The organism is Hyphomicrobium sp., assembly GCF_041674905.1.
Taxonomy (GTDB): Bacteria; Pseudomonadota; Alphaproteobacteria; order Rhizobiales; family Hyphomicrobiaceae; genus Hyphomicrobium_B.
In genome coordinates this window covers 1-17,038 of the sequence record NZ_JBAYUV010000055.1, presented here as the reverse complement: position 1 = coordinate 17,038, position 17,038 = coordinate 1, and the positions used below count along the sequence as shown (strand labels likewise).

The 17,038-nt window shown below is 59.5% G+C and carries 21 protein-coding genes; 12 read left to right on the top strand and 9 right to left on the bottom strand.

The genetic code is table 11. The features are described 5' to 3' along the window. A partial coding sequence (locus tag WC026_RS16355) for a His/Gly/Thr/Pro-type tRNA ligase C-terminal domain-containing protein (protein WP_372712072.1) occupies positions 1-373 on the top strand: 373 nt, incomplete at its 5' end. Here WC026_RS16355 and WC026_RS16350 read toward each other — a convergent pair. After that, a complete protein-coding gene (locus WC026_RS16350) occupies positions 370-867 on the bottom strand; it encodes a DUF992 domain-containing protein (protein WP_372712071.1) in 498 nt (165 codons plus the stop codon). The two genes, WC026_RS16355 and WC026_RS16350, sit on opposite strands and share 4 nt — an antisense overlap. Before the next feature lie 328 nt (positions 868-1,195). Beyond that, a complete protein-coding gene (locus tag WC026_RS16345; RefSeq protein WP_372712070.1) occupies positions 1,196-1,600 on the bottom strand; it encodes a lysozyme inhibitor LprI family protein in 405 nt (134 codons plus the stop codon). Positions 1,601-1,757: 157 nt separating this feature from the next. Between WC026_RS16345 and WC026_RS16340 the strand changes: the two genes are divergently transcribed. Both WC026_RS16340 and WC026_RS16335 read left to right on the top strand, forming a co-directional pair. Continuing rightward, positions 1,758-2,693: a pirin family protein gene (locus tag WC026_RS16340; RefSeq protein WP_372712069.1), complete on the top strand. Its 936-nt coding sequence runs from the start codon at positions 1,758-1,760 to the stop codon at positions 2,691-2,693. A gap of 306 nt (positions 2,694-2,999) precedes the next feature. Next, positions 3,000-3,275: a hypothetical protein gene (locus tag WC026_RS16335; protein ID WP_372712068.1), complete on the top strand. Its 276-nt coding sequence runs from the start codon at positions 3,000-3,002 to the stop codon at positions 3,273-3,275. A gap of 54 nt (positions 3,276-3,329) precedes the next feature. On the opposite strand, the gene queF is transcribed toward WC026_RS16335, so the two are convergent. From queF to WC026_RS16315, 4 genes are all read right to left on the bottom strand, one after another. Then, complete coding sequence (queF, locus tag WC026_RS16330; protein ID WP_372712067.1) at positions 3,330-3,788, bottom strand: preQ(1) synthase; 459 nt, start codon at positions 3,786-3,788, stop codon at positions 3,330-3,332. A gap of 5 nt (positions 3,789-3,793) precedes the next feature. Beyond that, entirely contained in the window at positions 3,794-4,180 is a 387-nt protein-coding gene (locus WC026_RS16325) for a 6-pyruvoyl tetrahydropterin synthase family protein (RefSeq protein WP_372712066.1), read from the bottom strand. Between the two features lie 86 nt (positions 4,181-4,266). After that, positions 4,267-4,893 (bottom strand): 7-carboxy-7-deazaguanine synthase, encoded by a 627-nt coding sequence (gene queE / locus WC026_RS16320; protein ID WP_372712065.1) that lies wholly within the window; start codon positions 4,891-4,893, stop codon positions 4,267-4,269. A 161-nt stretch (positions 4,894-5,054) separates the two neighbouring features. Further along, positions 5,055-6,083 carry a radical SAM protein gene (locus WC026_RS16315; protein WP_372712064.1) on the bottom strand — a complete coding sequence of 343 codons (1,029 nt, stop codon included), beginning with the start codon at positions 6,081-6,083 and terminating at the stop codon, positions 5,055-5,057. Positions 6,084-6,416: 333 nt separating this feature from the next. Between WC026_RS16315 and WC026_RS16310 the strand changes: the two genes are divergently transcribed. Next, positions 6,417-6,902: a PaaI family thioesterase gene (locus tag WC026_RS16310; RefSeq protein ID WP_372712063.1), complete on the top strand. Its 486-nt coding sequence runs from the start codon at positions 6,417-6,419 to the stop codon at positions 6,900-6,902. Positions 6,903-6,931: 29 nt separating this feature from the next. Here WC026_RS16310 and queC read toward each other — a convergent pair whose 3' ends face one another. After that, positions 6,932-7,630, bottom strand: coding sequence for a 7-cyano-7-deazaguanine synthase QueC (gene queC / locus WC026_RS16305; RefSeq protein ID WP_372712062.1), 699 nt, complete (start codon positions 7,628-7,630; stop codon positions 6,932-6,934). 3 nt (positions 7,631-7,633) lie between these two features. After that, the gene (locus tag WC026_RS16300; RefSeq protein ID WP_372712061.1) at positions 7,634-7,993 is read right to left on the bottom strand and encodes a GFA family protein; all 360 of its coding nucleotides are present in this window, start codon (positions 7,991-7,993) and stop codon (positions 7,634-7,636) included. A 146-nt stretch (positions 7,994-8,139) separates the two neighbouring features. Here WC026_RS16300 and eno point away from each other — a divergent pair, with 146 nt between their 5' ends. The 8 genes from eno (at position 8,140) to WC026_RS16260 (ending at position 16,111) form a co-directional block, all read left to right on the top strand. Then, complete coding sequence (gene eno, locus WC026_RS16295; RefSeq protein ID WP_372712060.1) at positions 8,140-9,426, top strand: phosphopyruvate hydratase; 1,287 nt, start codon at positions 8,140-8,142, stop codon at positions 9,424-9,426. Between the two features lie 826 nt (positions 9,427-10,252). Further along, the gene (locus WC026_RS16290; protein ID WP_372712059.1) at positions 10,253-10,570 is read left to right on the top strand and encodes a hypothetical protein; all 318 of its coding nucleotides are present in this window, start codon (positions 10,253-10,255) and stop codon (positions 10,568-10,570) included. Then, positions 10,557-12,368: an ATP-binding protein gene (locus WC026_RS16285; protein WP_372712058.1), complete on the top strand. Its 1,812-nt coding sequence runs from the start codon at positions 10,557-10,559 to the stop codon at positions 12,366-12,368. The genes WC026_RS16290 and WC026_RS16285 overlap by 14 nt, the downstream gene beginning before the upstream one ends. 187 nt (positions 12,369-12,555) lie before the next feature. After that, complete coding sequence (locus tag WC026_RS16280; RefSeq protein ID WP_372712057.1) at positions 12,556-13,104, top strand: hypothetical protein; 549 nt, start codon at positions 12,556-12,558, stop codon at positions 13,102-13,104. After that, entirely contained in the window at positions 13,101-13,976 is an 876-nt protein-coding gene (locus WC026_RS16275) for a ParA family protein (protein WP_372712056.1), read from the top strand. The genes WC026_RS16280 and WC026_RS16275 overlap by 4 nt, the downstream gene beginning before the upstream one ends. A gap of 7 nt (positions 13,977-13,983) precedes the next feature. Continuing rightward, a complete protein-coding gene (locus WC026_RS16270) occupies positions 13,984-14,352 on the top strand; it encodes a hypothetical protein (RefSeq protein WP_372712055.1) in 369 nt (122 codons plus the stop codon). A 56-nt stretch (positions 14,353-14,408) separates the two neighbouring features. Then, the gene (locus WC026_RS16265; RefSeq protein ID WP_372712054.1) at positions 14,409-14,894 is read left to right on the top strand and encodes a hypothetical protein; all 486 of its coding nucleotides are present in this window, start codon (positions 14,409-14,411) and stop codon (positions 14,892-14,894) included. A 560-nt stretch (positions 14,895-15,454) separates the two neighbouring features. Next, complete coding sequence (locus tag WC026_RS16260) at positions 15,455-16,111, top strand: glutathione S-transferase family protein (RefSeq protein ID WP_372712053.1); 657 nt, start codon at positions 15,455-15,457, stop codon at positions 16,109-16,111. Between the two features lie 182 nt (positions 16,112-16,293). On the opposite strand, the gene WC026_RS16255 is transcribed toward WC026_RS16260, so the two are convergent. Beyond that, positions 16,294-17,038, bottom strand: a 745-nt coding sequence (locus WC026_RS16255) for a PQQ-binding-like beta-propeller repeat protein (protein ID WP_372712052.1), incomplete at its 5' end; no start/stop codon positions are given.

Sequence of the window (17,038 nt, the reverse complement as noted above, 5' to 3'; positions counted from 1 at the left end):
GGAGCGCTTCACCGGCATCCTGATCGAAAACTTCGCCGGACATTTCCCGCTGTGGCTCGCGCCGTTGCAGATCGTCGTCGCGCCGATCGTTTCGGATGCGAACGATTACGCCAACGAGGTCGCGGAGAAAGCGAAAGCGCTGGGCTTGCGCGTCGAAACCGATCTTCGCAACGAGAAGATCAACTACAAGGTGCGCGAGCACTCGCTGGCGAAGGTTCCGGTGCTTCTCGTCGTCGGCAAGCGCGAAGCCGAGGAGCGCAAAGTCTCTGTGCGCCGCCTCGGCTCGCAGGATCAAACCGTGCTGAGCCTCGACGACGCTCTGAAATCTCTCGCCGCCGAATCCGTTCCCCCGGATTTGCGGACGAGCGCCTAGCCCCGCTCCAACGTCAGTCCGGCGACGCCTGCGGAGAGATTGAGGCCCGTCTGGCCTTCGACGCTGATGGGCTGCAGCACGATCGATTTGCCCGAGCCGCCGATGAGAGCGTTTGCATTGGCGCCGATGCCGACGGCCAAGCCCGCCGTGAGGCCGCCGTAGCCGCCTTCGAGCGCGCCTTCCGCGACGTCGACCGTCGTGCCGAGAACGGTCCAGATCAGCGTGCTTTCGCCCGTGAAGCCGATGTCGAGGCCGATCTTGGTGATCGTCGCCAGATAGGGATGACGGCGGGCGCTGACGGCCGTCGTAAACACGCAATGCATCCGTTCTTTCGATCCGAGGATCAACCCGACGCCGCCATGGCCTTTGCACTTCAATGTGCCGAGCGTAATCTTCGGCGCAGCCGTGGCGGGCTTTGTCTCGAGGCTTGCCGCCGCAAGAACCGCGACGGCGGCTGCGAGAATTGATGATGTTTTGGCGAGTGACGGCTTCATCGACGGAGTTCTCCTTTGAACGGCCCAACGGCCGCTGATTGCCACTCACTAACCTGGCATCGGTCTGACGATAACGCCTCGTTTTAAAGCGGCAATAAAGTCGGTTCGGTGGCGATGGCAGCACTTGCGGCGGAGTTTCACCGCTCGGCTTGCGTTCCGCGAGCCGGCCGCCGACACGAGCTTGTGGCGGTAACGGCGCCGGTTTTTCCCTCTTACGTCATGGCCGCGAAGGCGGCCATCCACGCTGCTCGCGACAGTCATCTGTTGCAGTGTTCCAAAAATCGCTCAGTATTTGAACCGGACTTGGGGAGCGTGTCTTTCGAGCCGGTCAATGCTCCTCGTAGCGGTCTTTGAGTTCCTTGGTCCGCTCAATGGTCTTGGCCGTCATGCATTCGAGGCTCGCCGCAGCCGTGCCCGATCCGCCGCTCCATTCCTGCGCGATGAGATCCTTGCAGTCGGAATCGCGATAGGCGAGCCATGTGCGTTGCGCGGCGCGCAGCGCCTCTTCGAAGCTCTTGGCGTCGTAAGGTTTCTCGAGCTTGCGTTCCTTGATGAAGGCAACGGCGTTCGCATACGCGACGTTCAGGTCTTTGTCGGCGGCCTTGAAATCCTTCTCGGCGCAGAAATTCATTTCGACCGTGGAGGAAGCATTCTCGCAGTCGATTTTCTGGGCCTCGGCGGAAATTGCTCCGAGCGGGAGCAGGAGAACGATCGCAGCGATCAGGCGTTTCATGGGGATGTTCCATTGTTGACCCTGTCTGTCGTAATCGCGAAACTCGTGTGCAGGAAGTACAGGAGCGGTATAAAACTGTAACAAGGTGAACCTTGGAATTTATCGCGATTTGCCGAGAACCAACGGCCTCGAATGAACGTGAGCAGGAGGAGTATCGATGAGCTGGCTGACCGATAACGATCCGATTCCGGGCGATGCCAAGTCGTGCGATGCGATCGAACACGTCATCATTCCTCGGGCCCATGACCTCGGCGGCTTCGAGGTGCGTCGCGCCCTGCCGTCGGCAAAGCGGCAGATGGTCGGCCCCTTCATTTTCTTCGACCAGATGGGACCGGCGCAGTTCCTCGCTGGTCGCGGCATCGATGTTCGCCCGCATCCGCATATCGGACTTGCGACCGTCACCTACCTTTTCGACGGCGAGATCATGCATCGCGACAGTCTCGGATCGGCGCTCGCGATCCGTCCGGGCGAGGTCAATCTGATGACGGCGGGGCGCGGCATCGTCCACTCCGAACGCACCGGAATGGAGCGGCGCGCCGACGGCCAGAATCTCTTCGGCATCCAGGCGTGGATGGCCTTGCCGAAGTCGCACGAGGAAAGCACCCCGGCTTTCGCGCATCATACCGTTGATGAACTTCCCCGCTTCGAGGGCGAGGGCAAGCGCGTCCGCCTCGTCGTCGGTTCGCTCTATGGTGCCACGTCGCCGGCTGGTTTTCCGCACGATTGTTTTTATGCCGAAGCCGTGCTGGCTCCGGGCGCGGTCTTGCCTCTCGATCCCGACTATGACGAGCGTGCCGTCTACGTCGTCTCGGGACGTATCGATATCGCGGGCGAGGCTTTCGAGAGCGGCCAGCTTCTCGTCTTCAAGCCGGGCGACCGGATTTCCATTCTGGCAGAATCGAATACCCGTCTCATGCTCCTCGGCGGCGAGCCCATGGATGGTCCGCGCCATATCTGGTGGAATTTCGTGTCGAGCTCGAAAGAGCGCATCAACGAAGCGAGGAACGATTGGCGGCAGGGGCGTTTCGAAATCGTCCCCGGCGATGAACAGGAATTCATCCCGCTTCCGGAAGATCGCGCGCCTCCGGCATAGGTTATTTGCATTCCAGAAAAACATCGAATTCGCGACGCGTTTGTCGCGTTGCATGGCGCGCGCGTTCAGCTGTTGTTCAACCGCACGTCACAAAGGCGGCGTCTAATCCGGCGATACGTTGCGAACGACGGATGACGCGCGTTGGTCAGTTCAACAAGTATGTTCTTGGGCGTCTCCTGGAACACAAGCCGCGGCTCAGACCGTGCCGCGGAACTGGAAGGAAACGAGTTGTTCGCCGTGCAACCTTTGCAAGTCACCGACGCACGGCGGACCAAGCTCGCGACACACTCAGCTAAGGAGAAATCGATGCGTAATCTATTATTGGCTGTTGCCTTCGCACTGGGCCTCGGCTTCGCAGCAACCGGCGTGCAAGCCGCCGCGCTAGGTAGCAACGTCTCGGCGCTGCAATCGAGTGCCAAGGCCGGCAACTCGCTTGTCCAAAAGACGTACCACCGTCGTGGCCATTGGCGTCATCGCCCGTATTGGCGTCATCACCGGTCTTATCGCCCGTACCGCTACAACTATCGCCACTACGGCTGGCGCAACCACCGTCATTACCGCCATAACCGCTACCGGAGATAATCCGTAGCGCGCCGTCGATCCGGTAAGAGATGGACGTTTTGCGGAGGACGAGGCTCAGCCTCGTCCTCTGTACGTTTGGACACCCTGATCGGGAAGCCAGACGTCCTTCGGAAGTGTTCCCCGCTGCCAGAACACGTCGATCGGTATGCCGCCGCGCGGATACCAATATCCGCCGATCCTGAGATAGTGCGGTTCGATCAGATCGGCGATGCGCCTGCCGATGGCCACCGTGCAGTCCTCGTGGAACGCACCGTGATTGCGAAACGATGCGAGATAAAGCTTCAGTGATTTGCTCTCGACGAGCCACTTGTTCGGCACATAGTCGATGACGAGATGCGCAAAATCCGGCTGTTCCGTCACGGGACACAGCGACGTGAACTCCGGCGCCGTGAATCTCGCCGCGTAATGCGTGTCCGCGTGCGGATTGGCGACGCGCTCAAGTTCCGCGTCATCCGGATTTTGCGGCAGAGCGACATTCCGCCCGAGCTGTTTCACCTGCGGTTTGCGTGCCATCGCCGTTACTCCGCAGCGAGTTGGGTTGAACGCGACGGCCCGCGATAAATGCAGCCTTCGTTGCAGCTATCGCGATGCACTTCGACCTGGGCGAGCCCCGCCACGCGGTTCGACAGGCGGTTCCAGATCCACATCGCGATGCGTTCGAGTGTCGGCGCGCTCAAGCCGTCGATGTCGTTCAGCAGGTGGTGATCGAGGGCTTCCTCCGTATCACGCAGCGCAGCCGACAAGTCATCGAAATGAAAGATGTAGCTCGTGTCGCTCCGGGGCTCGCCTTCGACGACGATGCGGGCGCGAAACGAGTGGCCGTGGACGCGCGCATTTGGCGTGCCGGGTGCAGCCGACGGCAGGAAGTGCGCCGCCTCGAACCTGAAGTCTTTGTAGATTTGCATGGCGCTGAAATAGGGGATTTCGCCTTGCGGCGCCACCCCGCAAGGGCGCTAGCGTTAGCGGCAAGCTGGCACGGAAGGCGCAAAAATTAAGGAATTCCGAGCAATTTATGGGTCTGCAGCGACAGCCGCCATTCGGGATTCGCCTTGCAATAGGCAACGGCCGCCTGCGTGTTGGCCTCGCGCATCGCCCCGTCCATCGGTTGCAGAAAACGGGTCTTGAAGGCGAGGTCGACGTAGTCGGCGGGATCGACGCCCTCCTGCGGATAGACGAGCTTCAGCTCATGACCGCGCGTCTGTTTGAGTTGCGACCCGGCTTTGGGCGACACGCAGATCCAGTCGATCGTATCGAGCACGGGCAGCGTGCCGTTGGTCTCGATGGCAATCGTGAACTCGTGCGCGTGCAAGGCATCGACGAGGTCCTGGTCGACCTGAAGCATCGGCTCGCCGCCCGTCAGGACAACGAGCATATGCCCCCCGGAGCCGCAGGCAGCGCGGCACGCCTGCGCGAGATCGTCAGCCGTGCGAAAGCGCCCGCCGCCTTCCCCGTCGGTCCCGACGAAATCCGTATCGCAGAATTGGCAGACGGCCTTCGCCCGGTCGGCTTCGCGTCCGGTCCACAGGTTGCAGCCCGCGAAGCGGCAGAACACGGCCGGCCGCCCGGCGTTCGTGCCTTCGCCCTGCAGCGTGTAGAAAATATCTTTGACGGCATACATGGCGCGATACCTAGAGTGCTTCCGGAAAAGTGGGAACCGGTTTTCCGATAAGAAGCACGTCAAAACTAGGAGTAAGAGTCTTTCCGCGTTTCCATCGGAAAGGCTCTAGGCCCGCAGCCGCCTAAGTCAAGTTAAGGAGATAGGGTTCGAGACGAACAGGCTCAGCGCAACTGCGGAGCCGCCGAGCCGATGTCACGGCCAAGACCGCGAATGAACTGCTCGATGTGCGCCATGCGGCTGACCAGTGATACCCGATCCGTGACCGGAATGACGGTCTCTCCCGGCTGGGCCTTTACTCTGCCCTGGCGCATCGAGACGGACGCGCCGAGCACCTGATTGCCGCCGCCCGCGGCATACCAGAGCGGGATGTCGTCGGGGCTGTTGCCGGCCGCGAGCCCAAGGTCGACATGCGGCATCAGGAGGCGCGCCACCGCGACGAGGCGTGCGACCTCCCAAGGCGAGCAGCGCGGATGGTCCTCCCATGACGTGCCTCGATAAGGCATGAAGCGCGAGAAGCGCAGATGATAGAGTCGAGGGAATTGCAGCAGCCAATAGAGATGCTCGATCCGGTCTGCCTCGCTCTCGCCGAGGCCGACGAGGATCATGCTGCGAACGGGCATCCCCTCGTCTTGACACATCTCGATCAACGCCTTCCTGGCATCCAGGCTGTCGCCAGGTTTTGCCTTGGCGAAGATTTCGGGATTGAACGTTTCCAGCGAACTCGTGATGCTGGCGACGCCGAGCTGCTTCAACCGCCGCACGCCGTTTCGCGTCAGCGATGGCCCGAGATTGATTTCGATTTCGATCGACGAGACGTCGCGGATCGCGTTGACGGCTTCGCACAGTTCGTTGTCGTAGCCCGCGAGATCTGTGCCGCCGGAAAGATGAAGGTGACGGATTCCGAGATCTTCAATCGCCTTCACCGACGCAACCAGTTCATCCAGCGGAAACGATTTGACGGTGAAATAGGTGCAGTACGTGCAAAGCGGCTCGACGCGACACGGCATCATCGACGAGATACCGGCCGACCACCACAGCATTTTGCCCATCGTCTCGTCGCGGATCTTCGACGCGGCTGCAAAGAGCTGCAAGGCGAGCGCCGGATCGCGCGAACGCTGCAACAGTTGCAACGCAAGCTCTTTCGGAGGGTCGGGCTTCATAACCTGCGCGATCAGTTCGGCAAAATCCATTGCGTTTCCTGCAAGTGCGGCGCGGCGCTGCCGTCGACCCGGCGTTAAATTTCCAAATGGCTATATCGCTGGAGAGCGTGTCGTCGAGCATAGCCGGATCGGTCGTGACGCAATTTGCGAGGAATCAAAGCCGGCGAGATGGGTTGTCTCACCCCGGCTGCCGAGATTCTGGCCCACGGCTCTTTGCTTCAGCGGCATGAAGCGTGTGGACCTGCGGCCCACTCTGCTCAAGTTAAGGGTAGACATGATGCGTCGGAGCCCTGACTCTGATAGCAGCGGGTGATCCGCACCCCATTTCTGACTGAGACCGACAGCAAAGCCGCGGACGGGAACATGACAGCAAGCGCGCCTTCTCACGCATCGACGCCCATCGCCGGCCCGGAGTTGCTCGCCTCCATGTCAGGGCTCGAATATTTGCAGAAAATGCAACGTGGCGAGTTGCCGGGCATGCCCATCGCGAAGACACTCGGCCTTGAGCTGAGCGAAGTCGAGAAGGGCCGCGCCGTGTTCGTTTCAACACCCGTCCTCGAGCACTATAATGCGATCGGCACCGTGCACGCGGGCTATACCGCGACTCTGCTCGACTCGTGCATGGCCTGCGCCGTGCTCTCCGCGCTTCCGAAGGGCACCGGCTTCACCACCATGGAATTCAAGGTGTCGTTGTTGCGGCCACTGACAAAAGAAACAGGTCCCGTGCGCGCGGAAGGAACGCTGATGAGCCGTGGACGTCGTGGCGCAACGGCTGAAGGTCGGCTGATGAATGCAAGCGGCAAGCTGCTCGCGCACGCTACGACAACTTGCTTGATCTTCGAGTTCTGAGTTTTCGGGAGCCAGCTCGCCGCCGCGCGTCAGGTCGTTCGCGCGTGCCATTCATTCCATCCCTTGGCGCGAAGCTCACAGGCCGGACATGTTCCGCAGCCATAGCCCCAGGCGTGGCGATGCGAACGATCGCCGAGATAGCACGTGTGCGTATCTTCGACGATCAGGTCGATCAGCTCTCGCCCGCCGAGCTTGTCCGCGAGATCCCACGTCGCCGCCTTGTCGATGAACATCAGCGGCGTTTCGATTTCGAGATGCGTATCGAGCCCGAGCGACAGCGCCTGTGCCAGCGCTTGCACGGTCGCATTGCGGCAATCAGGATAACCGGAGAAATCCGTCTCGCACATGCCGCCGATCAGTGTCGCAATGGCCCGGCGATAAGCGAGCGCCGCCGCGTAGCTGAGAAATAGAAGATTGCGCCCAGGGACAAACGTCGTCGGCAATCCCGTCGCGGCGAAGGTGATCTCGGTTTCGCGCGTCAGCGCCGTGTCGCTAATGCTCTGCAGCGCGGGGAGATCGAGAACGGTATCGTCGCCGAGCTTCGACCCGCCGCGCAGGCTTGCAAGCTTGGAGCGGATGACCGGGCGCTGCGCCAGCTCGACCGCATGGCGCTGACCGTACGTGAATCCCACGGTCTCGACCCGTTCGTAGCGGTCGAGCGCCCAGGCGAGGCAAACGGTCGAATCCTGACCGCCGGAAAACAGGACGAGGGCAGACGTTTGGGGCACGGCTTAAAGACTTCTTCCGTCAAAATGAATTGGTGTCATTGCCGTGACATCGACACCGTCGAGACAGCGCACGTTGATGGCGACCATCGGTCCTGTCTTCGGATTATCGCCTTCCGCGAACGAGGCAACCCCGCAGGTCGAGCAAAACAGATGATGGATGATATGTTTGTTGAACTTGTAGTCCGTCAGCGCCTCACGGCCCGATAGCAGGCGGAATTTACCCTGCGGCACAAACGTCAGGATCGATCCGCGCTTCTGGCAAATGGAACAATTGCAGCTCACCAGACTTTCGAGATCCGATTCGACCTCGTATCGAACCAGGCCGCAATGGCAGCCGCCCGTCCAGGTTTTCGCTTCGGCCATACGCACACCTTTCAGTTAACTAGCCGTTCGGGTAGTGAGACATCGCCCGGCAGGACTTTGCCTCCCGTAGTAATAGAGTTTACAACCCACACGCAAACTTTCCCGGCCCTCTGCGGGCCTAGCAACGCCAAGATTTAGGAACTCTCATGACCGCCATCGTCGATATCGTCGGCCGCGAAATCCTGGACAGCCGTGGTAACCCGACGGTCGAGGTCGATGTGCTCCTCGAAGACGGGGCGGAGGGCCGCGCGGCGGTCCCGTCAGGCGCTTCGACCGGCGCGCACGAGGCAATCGAACTCCGCGATGGCGATAAGACCCGCTATTTTGGCAAGGGCGTTCTGAAAGCCGTCGATGCCGTGAATGGTGAAATCTTCGATGCGCTTGCAGGAATGGATGCAGAAGAGCAGCGCGGGATAGATGCGGCGCTGATCAAGCTCGACGGGACGGCGAACAAGAGCCGCCTCGGCGCCAACGCCATTTTGGGCGTATCGCTTGCGGCCGCCAAGGCTGCCGCCATCTCCAACAATCTGCCGCTCTACCGTTACCTCGGCGGCGTCAACGCGCACGTTCTGCCCGTGCCGATGATGAACATCATCAACGGCGGCGCGCACGCCGATAACCCGATCGACATCCAGGAATTCATGATCATGCCGGTCGCGGCCGAGACATGTGCCGATGCGATCCGGATCGGCGCCGAAATCTTTCATACGCTGAAGAAGAATTTGAAGGATGCGGGCCACAGTACGTCCGTTGGCGATGAAGGCGGCTTCGCGCCGAACCTGAAAAGCGCCGAGGAAGCTCTGTCGTTCATCGTCAAATCGATCGAGAAGGCGGGCTACAAGCCGGGAGACGAGGTTGCCTTGGCGCTCGACTGCGCGTCGACGGAATACTTCAAGAACGGCAAATACGAATTCGCGGGCGAAGGGAAAACGCTCGATAGCGCAGGCAACGCCAAATATCTCGAAGGCCTCGTCAACAAATTCCCGATCATCTCGATCGAGGACGGGATGGCGGAAGACGACTGGGCGGGCTGGAAGCTGCTGACGGAGCTTCTCGGAAAACGCTGCCAGCTCGTCGGCGATGATCTTTTCGTCACCAACACCGCGCGCCTCGCGGATGGCATTGCGAAATCAACCGCCAATTCGATCCTCGTGAAGGTCAATCAGATCGGCTCGCTTTCCGAAACGCTCGATGCCGTCAGCATGGCGCAGCGTGCGGGCTATACGGCAGTGATGTCGCATCGCTCGGGAGAAACGGAAGATTCGACGATTGCCGATCTGGCGGTCGCGACGAACTGCGGGCAGATCAAGACGGGTTCACTGTCGCGCTCCGACAGGCTCGCGAAATACAATCAGCTCATCCGCATCGAAGAGGAACTCGGCGACGTCGCCGTCTATGCCGGGCGTTCAATTCTCAGAGGCGCGGGCGCATAAGCCGCAAGTCGCAAAAAAGACATCTCGCGGAACCAGGATCGCCGGAGGCGCGTTTGCGCTTCGACGACGATACGAAACGGGGATGTTGTGGGTCAGTCAAGCGTAAAGCCCCGCGGTTCGAGCGCACTTCGGCAAAAGCGAGCGCTCTTCAGAAAACGCGCACGAGAATTCGGGACGCCAAAGCGGCGAGGGGTCGCGGCTCCGCTCGCAAATCGATCGGGCTCGAATGTCGCGCGTGCGGAACAAGGTTCGGTGCGGCTTGAAACATCCTCGTTGCCGTACGAATACGGCCCGAAGCCGCGCATGCTCGTGACGCGCGTTCTTGTTCGAAGCATCCGGCTCACCTCCGACGCGATCGTGCTCTTGTTGGCATCGCCCTTCTTCGTGGTCTGGTATTCGTATCGTGTCGGCCGGAATTACGTTCTGGGCGCACGCCCGACGCCGGCAAAGATAATTCCGAGGCGGAGCAAGCCGTAAATCCGCTTGCGCGCGAGAGTTGCCCCGAGAATTGCTCGTGGAATTTCAGTGTTTGCGTTTCATGGCTAATAATTGATTTATTTTCGATCTATCCGGAAAATCAGCCCGAATTGCCGGGCTTAAAGTACCTCTCCGCAATCACGCGACCGATGAAACCAACGCGCGGCATTCGTCGTTGTGGCAACTCTAACGGGTTGCTTGGGGGGTCAACTTTGACTGAGTTAATCCGGAAGTAAGGCTGGATATCCCAGTATGGTTTTGACCTCAAACGCGAATATTTGACCGGGACATGCCAGCATTCGGCGGAAAATCTGCTGCAAGCCTCATCGATACCCGGCGATTGTCGGATATGCGTAAGTCGATAGGCACATTGGCGGCGCTCGATATCATTGGCGACTTTCAGGACGTTCTGCGTGAGCGGTTGCAGCAGTTCGAGAAATGTAAGGATGCTTCGCCTGCTGCGCAGTTCAAGGTTCTTCATGATCTCACGACGACCGCCGAGACGCTTGGCCTTCTAGAACTTGCAGTGGCTAGCGAGCGATTGGTCTATCACCTTCGGTACGATCCAAGTTCGACATATGGCTCCGATCCCTCAGAGGACGTCGTGAATGCCGGCGGCCGCGCGATTCATGCCATCGAAGATTATCTGCGCCATGCGGCTCATTAGGCTTCCCGTCTATAAAGAGCAGATGTCGAGTATCGCTCGCACGACGTCGTTCGCGATGGTCGGCTATGCGATCAATACGATAATTGCGTACATCGCATTCGACGGTGCCATTCCGACCACGTGGCTTCTCACCTGGGCGATTTGTTCCTTCGCGGTGTGCATTGGCATCGGCCTGCAGACACTCGCAGGAAAATCCGAGCACAAATGGAAACAACGAAACGTGCGCAATGCGAACATCGCGCTTGTGTACGCTTTTTTGCTGGCGTTGCCCTGGACGGTGTTGGCGGTAACCTGGATTGGTTCGCTCGACGATGACCGCCAGATTATTCTGATCGCTTTGACCGTCGGCATGGCGGCGAGCGGCAGTTTGCTGTTGATGCCGGTACCGCCGGCAGCCGCCGTCTCTGCGGTCACGATGCTTGCACCTCTGATCGTCAAATGGACGATCCTTGGAGAAGAGAAAAACTACGTCCTCGCCGGACTTGCGGCGAGCTTTCTCGCTTTTCTATTGTTTCTGATCGTCGTCGGCGGGCGCATGTTCGTCGAGCGCTTGCAGGCGCTCGATCAAATTCGCCGTTCCGAGTCGGAGGCAAAATTAGCGCGCGAAGAGGCCGAGCGCGCAACGAACGCAAAGTCGGAATTCTTCGCGACCATGAGTCACGAAATCCGCACGCCGCTGAACAGCATCATTGGTTATACGAGCCTGGTCCTCGCACGCCAGAACCTCAACCGCGAGGATGCCAGCGATTTGGCGATCGTCCGCGATGCAGGCAAGGCGCTTCTTGCGATCGTCAACGATATCCTCGATTTTTCAGCGATCGAGGCAGGCCGGCTGAAGTTCATCAAGAGCAGCGTGACGCTCCCGCCGCTGATCGAAGGCTGCGTCGCACTTTTCTCCGCCGAAGCGCATAAAAAAGGCTTGGTCCTTCGCCCTGAAATAGATGCCCGACTCTACGAACTGACCTTCACGGCCGACGCCCACCGGCTGCGCCAAGTCTTGCTCAATCTCGTGAACAACGCCGTCAAGTTTACGTCCGAGGGGGAAATCGTCGTCGGCGTAAAACTTCTCGAAGAGGAAGAAAATTCGGCGAACATCCGCTTTTTCGTGCGCGATACCGGGCCAGGCATCCGGGCCGACCTGATTCCGAATTTGTTCCAGAGGTTCAGCCAACTCGACACCGACCGCGAGCGTCATGGCGGCTCAGGATTGGGACTCGCAATTTGCCGAAGCATCGTTCAGGCGAATGGCGGAAAAATCGATATCGAAAGCCATGAAGGACAGGGTTCGACGTTCTGGTTCGAAATCCCCTTGGAAATTGCCGAACGGCGACGCGAAGCGCAACAGAACGGAATCGAGAGCACCGAATCCGAACCGCGACCGCTGAAAGTTCTGGTCGTCGATGACGTCGAGCCGAACAGAAAGCTCGCGTCGGCGGTCTTGAGGCGCGCAGGCCACGACGTCATAACGGCGTCGAGCGGACCTGAGGCGATCGCGCGGGTCGAGGATAGTTCCTTCGATGTCGTTCTGATGGACGTTCAGATGCCGGGAATGGACGGGCTCACCGCCACGCGTGCGATCGGGCGCCTGACGGCGAAACACACATTGCCTCCTGTCATTGGCATGACGGCGAACGCATTTCCCTCCGATGTCGAGAACTGCATGGCGGCCGGCATGGCGGCGCACGTCGCGAAGCCGTTCGATTTCGGCGAATTGCTGCGCATGGTCGCGATGGTCGCGAAGCGCGGCAATGCTCCCTTGGATGCGGAAGCCGGGGCGGGGGCCGCGACGCGATCCTGAAGCTGGGTTGCCGCGAACTCTAGGCGTGGGCTGACCTTTCTCCTCCGCTTGATATATGTTTGGGGCAGCCCGTTGATGAGCAGGTGATTGACGTGTCACACGGACACGCAGCCGCGCCGTCTATCCTCTGGCCTAAAAGGCCTTCCCTCCCTATGGTTGCGCCGGGAAAGGGTGGGGGCGTTTGTGCATGCTCGAGCGTGATCTGTACGGGCCTGTATACAACTATCTGGAGCTTCGCTTCATGAACCGGTTGCAGCCGGTTAGCGGTGTTCTTCGCCACATCACAGCCATCACCGCGAATGCCGGCGGCAACACAACGGGCATCTGGTCGAAGCCCGACCTCTGCATGATCAGCCTGTCCCGGCAAAAATATGGAATGAGCTGGCGCATCGATTTGCACGGCTTCGAGGTAAAGCCGCTCGGATCGTGCTCCGTTCAGTCCGTGCACGAGGCCTTGAACCATACCTCTCTCGTAAACTTCACGCATCTGGTCTGGCACATCGAAGACTGGAACGAAGCTCGCAGCGATTGCTCGACCATCCTTTCGCGATGTTCGCATTACGGCGTCGGGTTGATCACGTGCAGCGATCCGAGCGATCTCAGATCATATGTTTTGCATCTTCCTGCGCGCCGCCATGAACCGGCGCCCGACGCTTTTGACGAATTCGTTGACACGCGCCTCTCAAAGGATGATCGAACTAAATTGCTCAGCTGGATCACGGAATTGCGCCGATGAGCATTTTTGTGGCGATCGCGAACCCGAAAGGCGGCGTCGGCAAGTCTCTCACGACGATGATGCTCGCCGACGGTCTGGCGCTGACGTATGGCGCGCGCATCCTCGTCATCGATGCCGATCCCCAAGCGGGTGTCTCGAAAGCATTGCTCAGCATCGGTGCTGAGCAGGAACTGAAAACCCGCCAGATCGGCCTCGGCGCCATCCTGAAGTCGTTTCAAAAAGGCGACAGTATCCGCCTTGCTGGTCATCGCGTTGCGGCCGGAGATCTGATCGAGCTTCGCAGCCGCCAGCCCGGCCTTATTGACATCATCCCATCCAACCACGAGCTGCTCGGCACGCTTGCGGATTTCGAGCACGCCGCGCGGAAAAAGCGGCGGAAGGATCGTCTCGATGTTTTGTTGTCGAATGCGCTGCGCGCTGAATTGCATCAGATCGAATCCAACTACGATGTCGTGTTGATCGACTGTCCGGCGGGCCCCGGCGTTCTGGGTTTGGCCGGCCTGCGATTGGCGCAGCACATCGTCATGCCGACAAGCCTCGAGACCAATGCCTATTCGACACTCACGGATTTTTTGAAGTTCATTCTCGCCGACGACCTCGGCCTCGCATCTCGCGTGCGCGTGCATCCGCTGATCACGCAATACCACGCGACGAACACGACGCAGCGCGAGATGCTTCACCACATCCGGCAAGGATTGTACGAGCTGAACGCGATTCCGCGCCCGGTGCCCTATACGACGGCGCTTCAGAACGCCGCCACGCATCCCGGTGCAGGGAATTTTCGTTCCGCGCGTGAAAAATACGGCAATGCACTTCCCGATCTCGTCGCGGTGACGAAGGCCGTGGCGGAAAGACTGAGCGCTAACAATTGAGGGCACAGTGAGCAAATCAGTTTCACCTGGCGAAGCTCTTGAAAGAATTTTTGAGATCATTCGGGAGGAAGCCGTCGCCAATCCGACATTCGCCAAGCGGCTGCTCGATGCCGCGGGCGTGACCGTCGTTTTCTCCGGCCCCGATGCTGCGAAAGTCGCCGATCCCATTCTTGCCGCGGCGCGTTCCGATTATGCGGGCTTCCGCGAAAGCTTCATCGGCTTCACGGAGAAGGATTTGAAAAATTTGCTCAAAGGATTTGCACTGGCGACAGACGAGCAAGTCAAGGGCGTGAAAACGAAACCCAAGCAGAGCGGCCTCGTGGACCTGATGTGGGAAGGCGCGAAACGCAAGCTCGACGAGCGCCGAGTCAGATAAAAGTTCCCCATGCCCTGCACGACGGATCGATCTCAACAATTGCAACAGGTGACCGAATGAAAATGCGCTTCACACGATTGGCGATCGCGACGCTTCTCGGAATGGCGTTCGCGAGCACCGCGCAGGCAGGCGACCTCCCGTTCAATCTTTTGAACGGCACCTGGGGCGGAGCCGGAGATCTGATCTATACCAGTGGCCCGCCCGATAAGCTCAGCTGCTTGGGCTACTACCGAAGCGCGGACGAGGGAAAATCGCTTGGCATCGCGCTCAGATGCAACGGTCAGCCGGACAAGATCGAATTCCGGAGCAAGCTCACGTATTCGGATGGAAAGTTGTCGGGCACCTGGGAAGAACGCACGAACAATGCCACCGGCAATGCCTCGGGCACGATCAGCGGTAACAATCTGCGCGTGGATTTCGGCGGCAGTCTGTCAGGAAGTGTTTCGATCGCGTTCTCGGCGTCGCAACAGTCGATCAACATCACGATTTCAACGGCGGGTTCCGAGCTGAAAGGCGCGAAAGTCAGCCTCAATCGGCGCTGATGCAATGTCCTGAACAACTCGTGCGAAAGCCGCTAAGGAGAATTGAACTCTCTTTAAGATGCCGCGTTGTCTTCAGGCACGCGCCGGTGGCAACCGGCCATAACGGAGAATGACGGACGCAGCCATTTTGCCGGTTTCTCGCTGCGACACCAACGCATCGGTACGCGTGGACGTCTAACCTGTTCCGGGCGCGTGCGCCGTTAAAATCGATGTTCATTTTCTGAAAATGCCGCCCTAGCTGCGGCCGCGTGTCCTCGCCGTGAAAATGCCATGGAAAATGCCTCGGGGCCTTCCCACATGGAAGGTAAGCAGCTGAGGAGAAATACCATGGCTTATTATCATGATCGCAACACCGTCAACGACGTCGGGACGCTCAATAGCGTGTTCAACGTGGCAATGGTCGTGGGTCTTCTGGGATTCACGATTTGGACGCTCATCGTCGGCTAATGTCGATTGATAGCCTCGGGAGAGATTGCGACATGATCTCTCCCATATCGCCGTGGTCGTGACGGAAAAAGAAATCCTCGACGCTCCTAACATAAAAAATTCGGAGCGACCCAATGAAGCCGGTCATCACAGCTTTTGAGCGCTCGCCTGACGGCGGCAAAGGCTTAGCGCGTGACATGCGTGTTCGCTGGGCGCTGGAGGAAGTAGGCCAGCCCTACGACGTTCGTGCTCTTTCATTTCGTCAGATGAAGGAGCCGGCGCATCTGGCGCTTCACCCTTTCGGACAAATTCCGACTTACGAGGATGGTGATCTCGCGCTGTTCGAGACCGGCGCAATCGTGTTCCATCTCGCCGAGCGGCATGCGGGTCTGCTGCCTGACGACGCCATCGCCCGGTCGCGCGCGATCATGTGGATGTTTGCCGCGCTCAACACGGTCGAGCCGCCCATCCTCGAATTCGCCAACGCCCGGATTTTTGAAAGCGATAAACCCTGGAACAGCGAGCGCTTGCCGCTTGTGGTGGAACGCGTCCGCGCCCGATTGCAGCAACTATCAGCGCGCCTCGGCACCGCCGATTGGCTTGACGGCGCGTTCAGCGTTGCCGACCTGATGATGGTGTCCGTCCTGCTTCGATTGAAACCGTCAGGGCTGCTCGGCGAATTTCCGAACCTGTCCGCCTATGTCGCGCGCGGCGAAGAACGTCCTGCCTACAAGCGCGCTTTCGTCGCTCAGCTGGAGGCTTTTAATAGCGCTCCGAAAGCCAGTGGCTGACGGCATGTGCTGAAGCCAGTCCCGCTTTACCCACGGGCATTTGAATCAACCCCTGCGTCCGGCAGCACGGCACCTTTTTGTGTGCCGTGCGATATCCGGTCGCCAATGAAATGAAAATGGCCGGCATGAGCGTGATCATGCCGGCCAAGTGCTCGGAGCCTGTGACTTCTATGGAGGAAGCGCTATGGCAACGAGAAGACGGTGAGCGATCCGCCGAGGTTCGTATACTGCTTCAGGCCAGCGTAGCCACCGACAGCACCCAGACCATCGTTCGGATTCGTCAAGCCAGCCGCCAGACCGATACCGGCCCAGCCGCCAACGCCCGAGAACACGGCGATGTATTGTTTGCCGGCATGGGTATACGTCATGGCGTTGCCGATGATGCCCGACGGCGTTTTGAACTTGAACAGCTCCTTGCCATCCTTCTGGTCGACGGCTTTGAAGTAGCCTTCGAGCGTGCCGTAGAAGGCAACGCCGCCGGCCGTCGTCAGAGCGCCTGACCAGACCGAGAACTGCTCAGGCTTCGACCAGACGATTTTGCCCTTCACACCATCCCAGGCAATGAAGTTACCCATGCCGCCATGGCTGTCCGGAGCCGGATACATCGACAGCGTCGCGCCAACGTAGGGTTGACCCGCCGTGTACGAAACCTTGAAGGGTTCGTAGTCCATGCACACATGGTTCGTCGGAACATAGAACAAGCCCGTCAGTTTCGAGAACGAAGCCGGCTGCTGGTCCTTGGAGCCGAGAGCCGCAGGGCAAATGCCTTTGTGATTTACGTCGGTGCCCTTGCCGTCGGCGAATGTCGAGTACTTGGCGACGCGGATCGGACGTCCATAGTTCTTGCTGGACTTGTCCATGTCGACGCCGGTTGCCCAGTTCACTTTCGGATCGAACTTCTCAGCGACGAGAAGCTCGCCCGTAGCG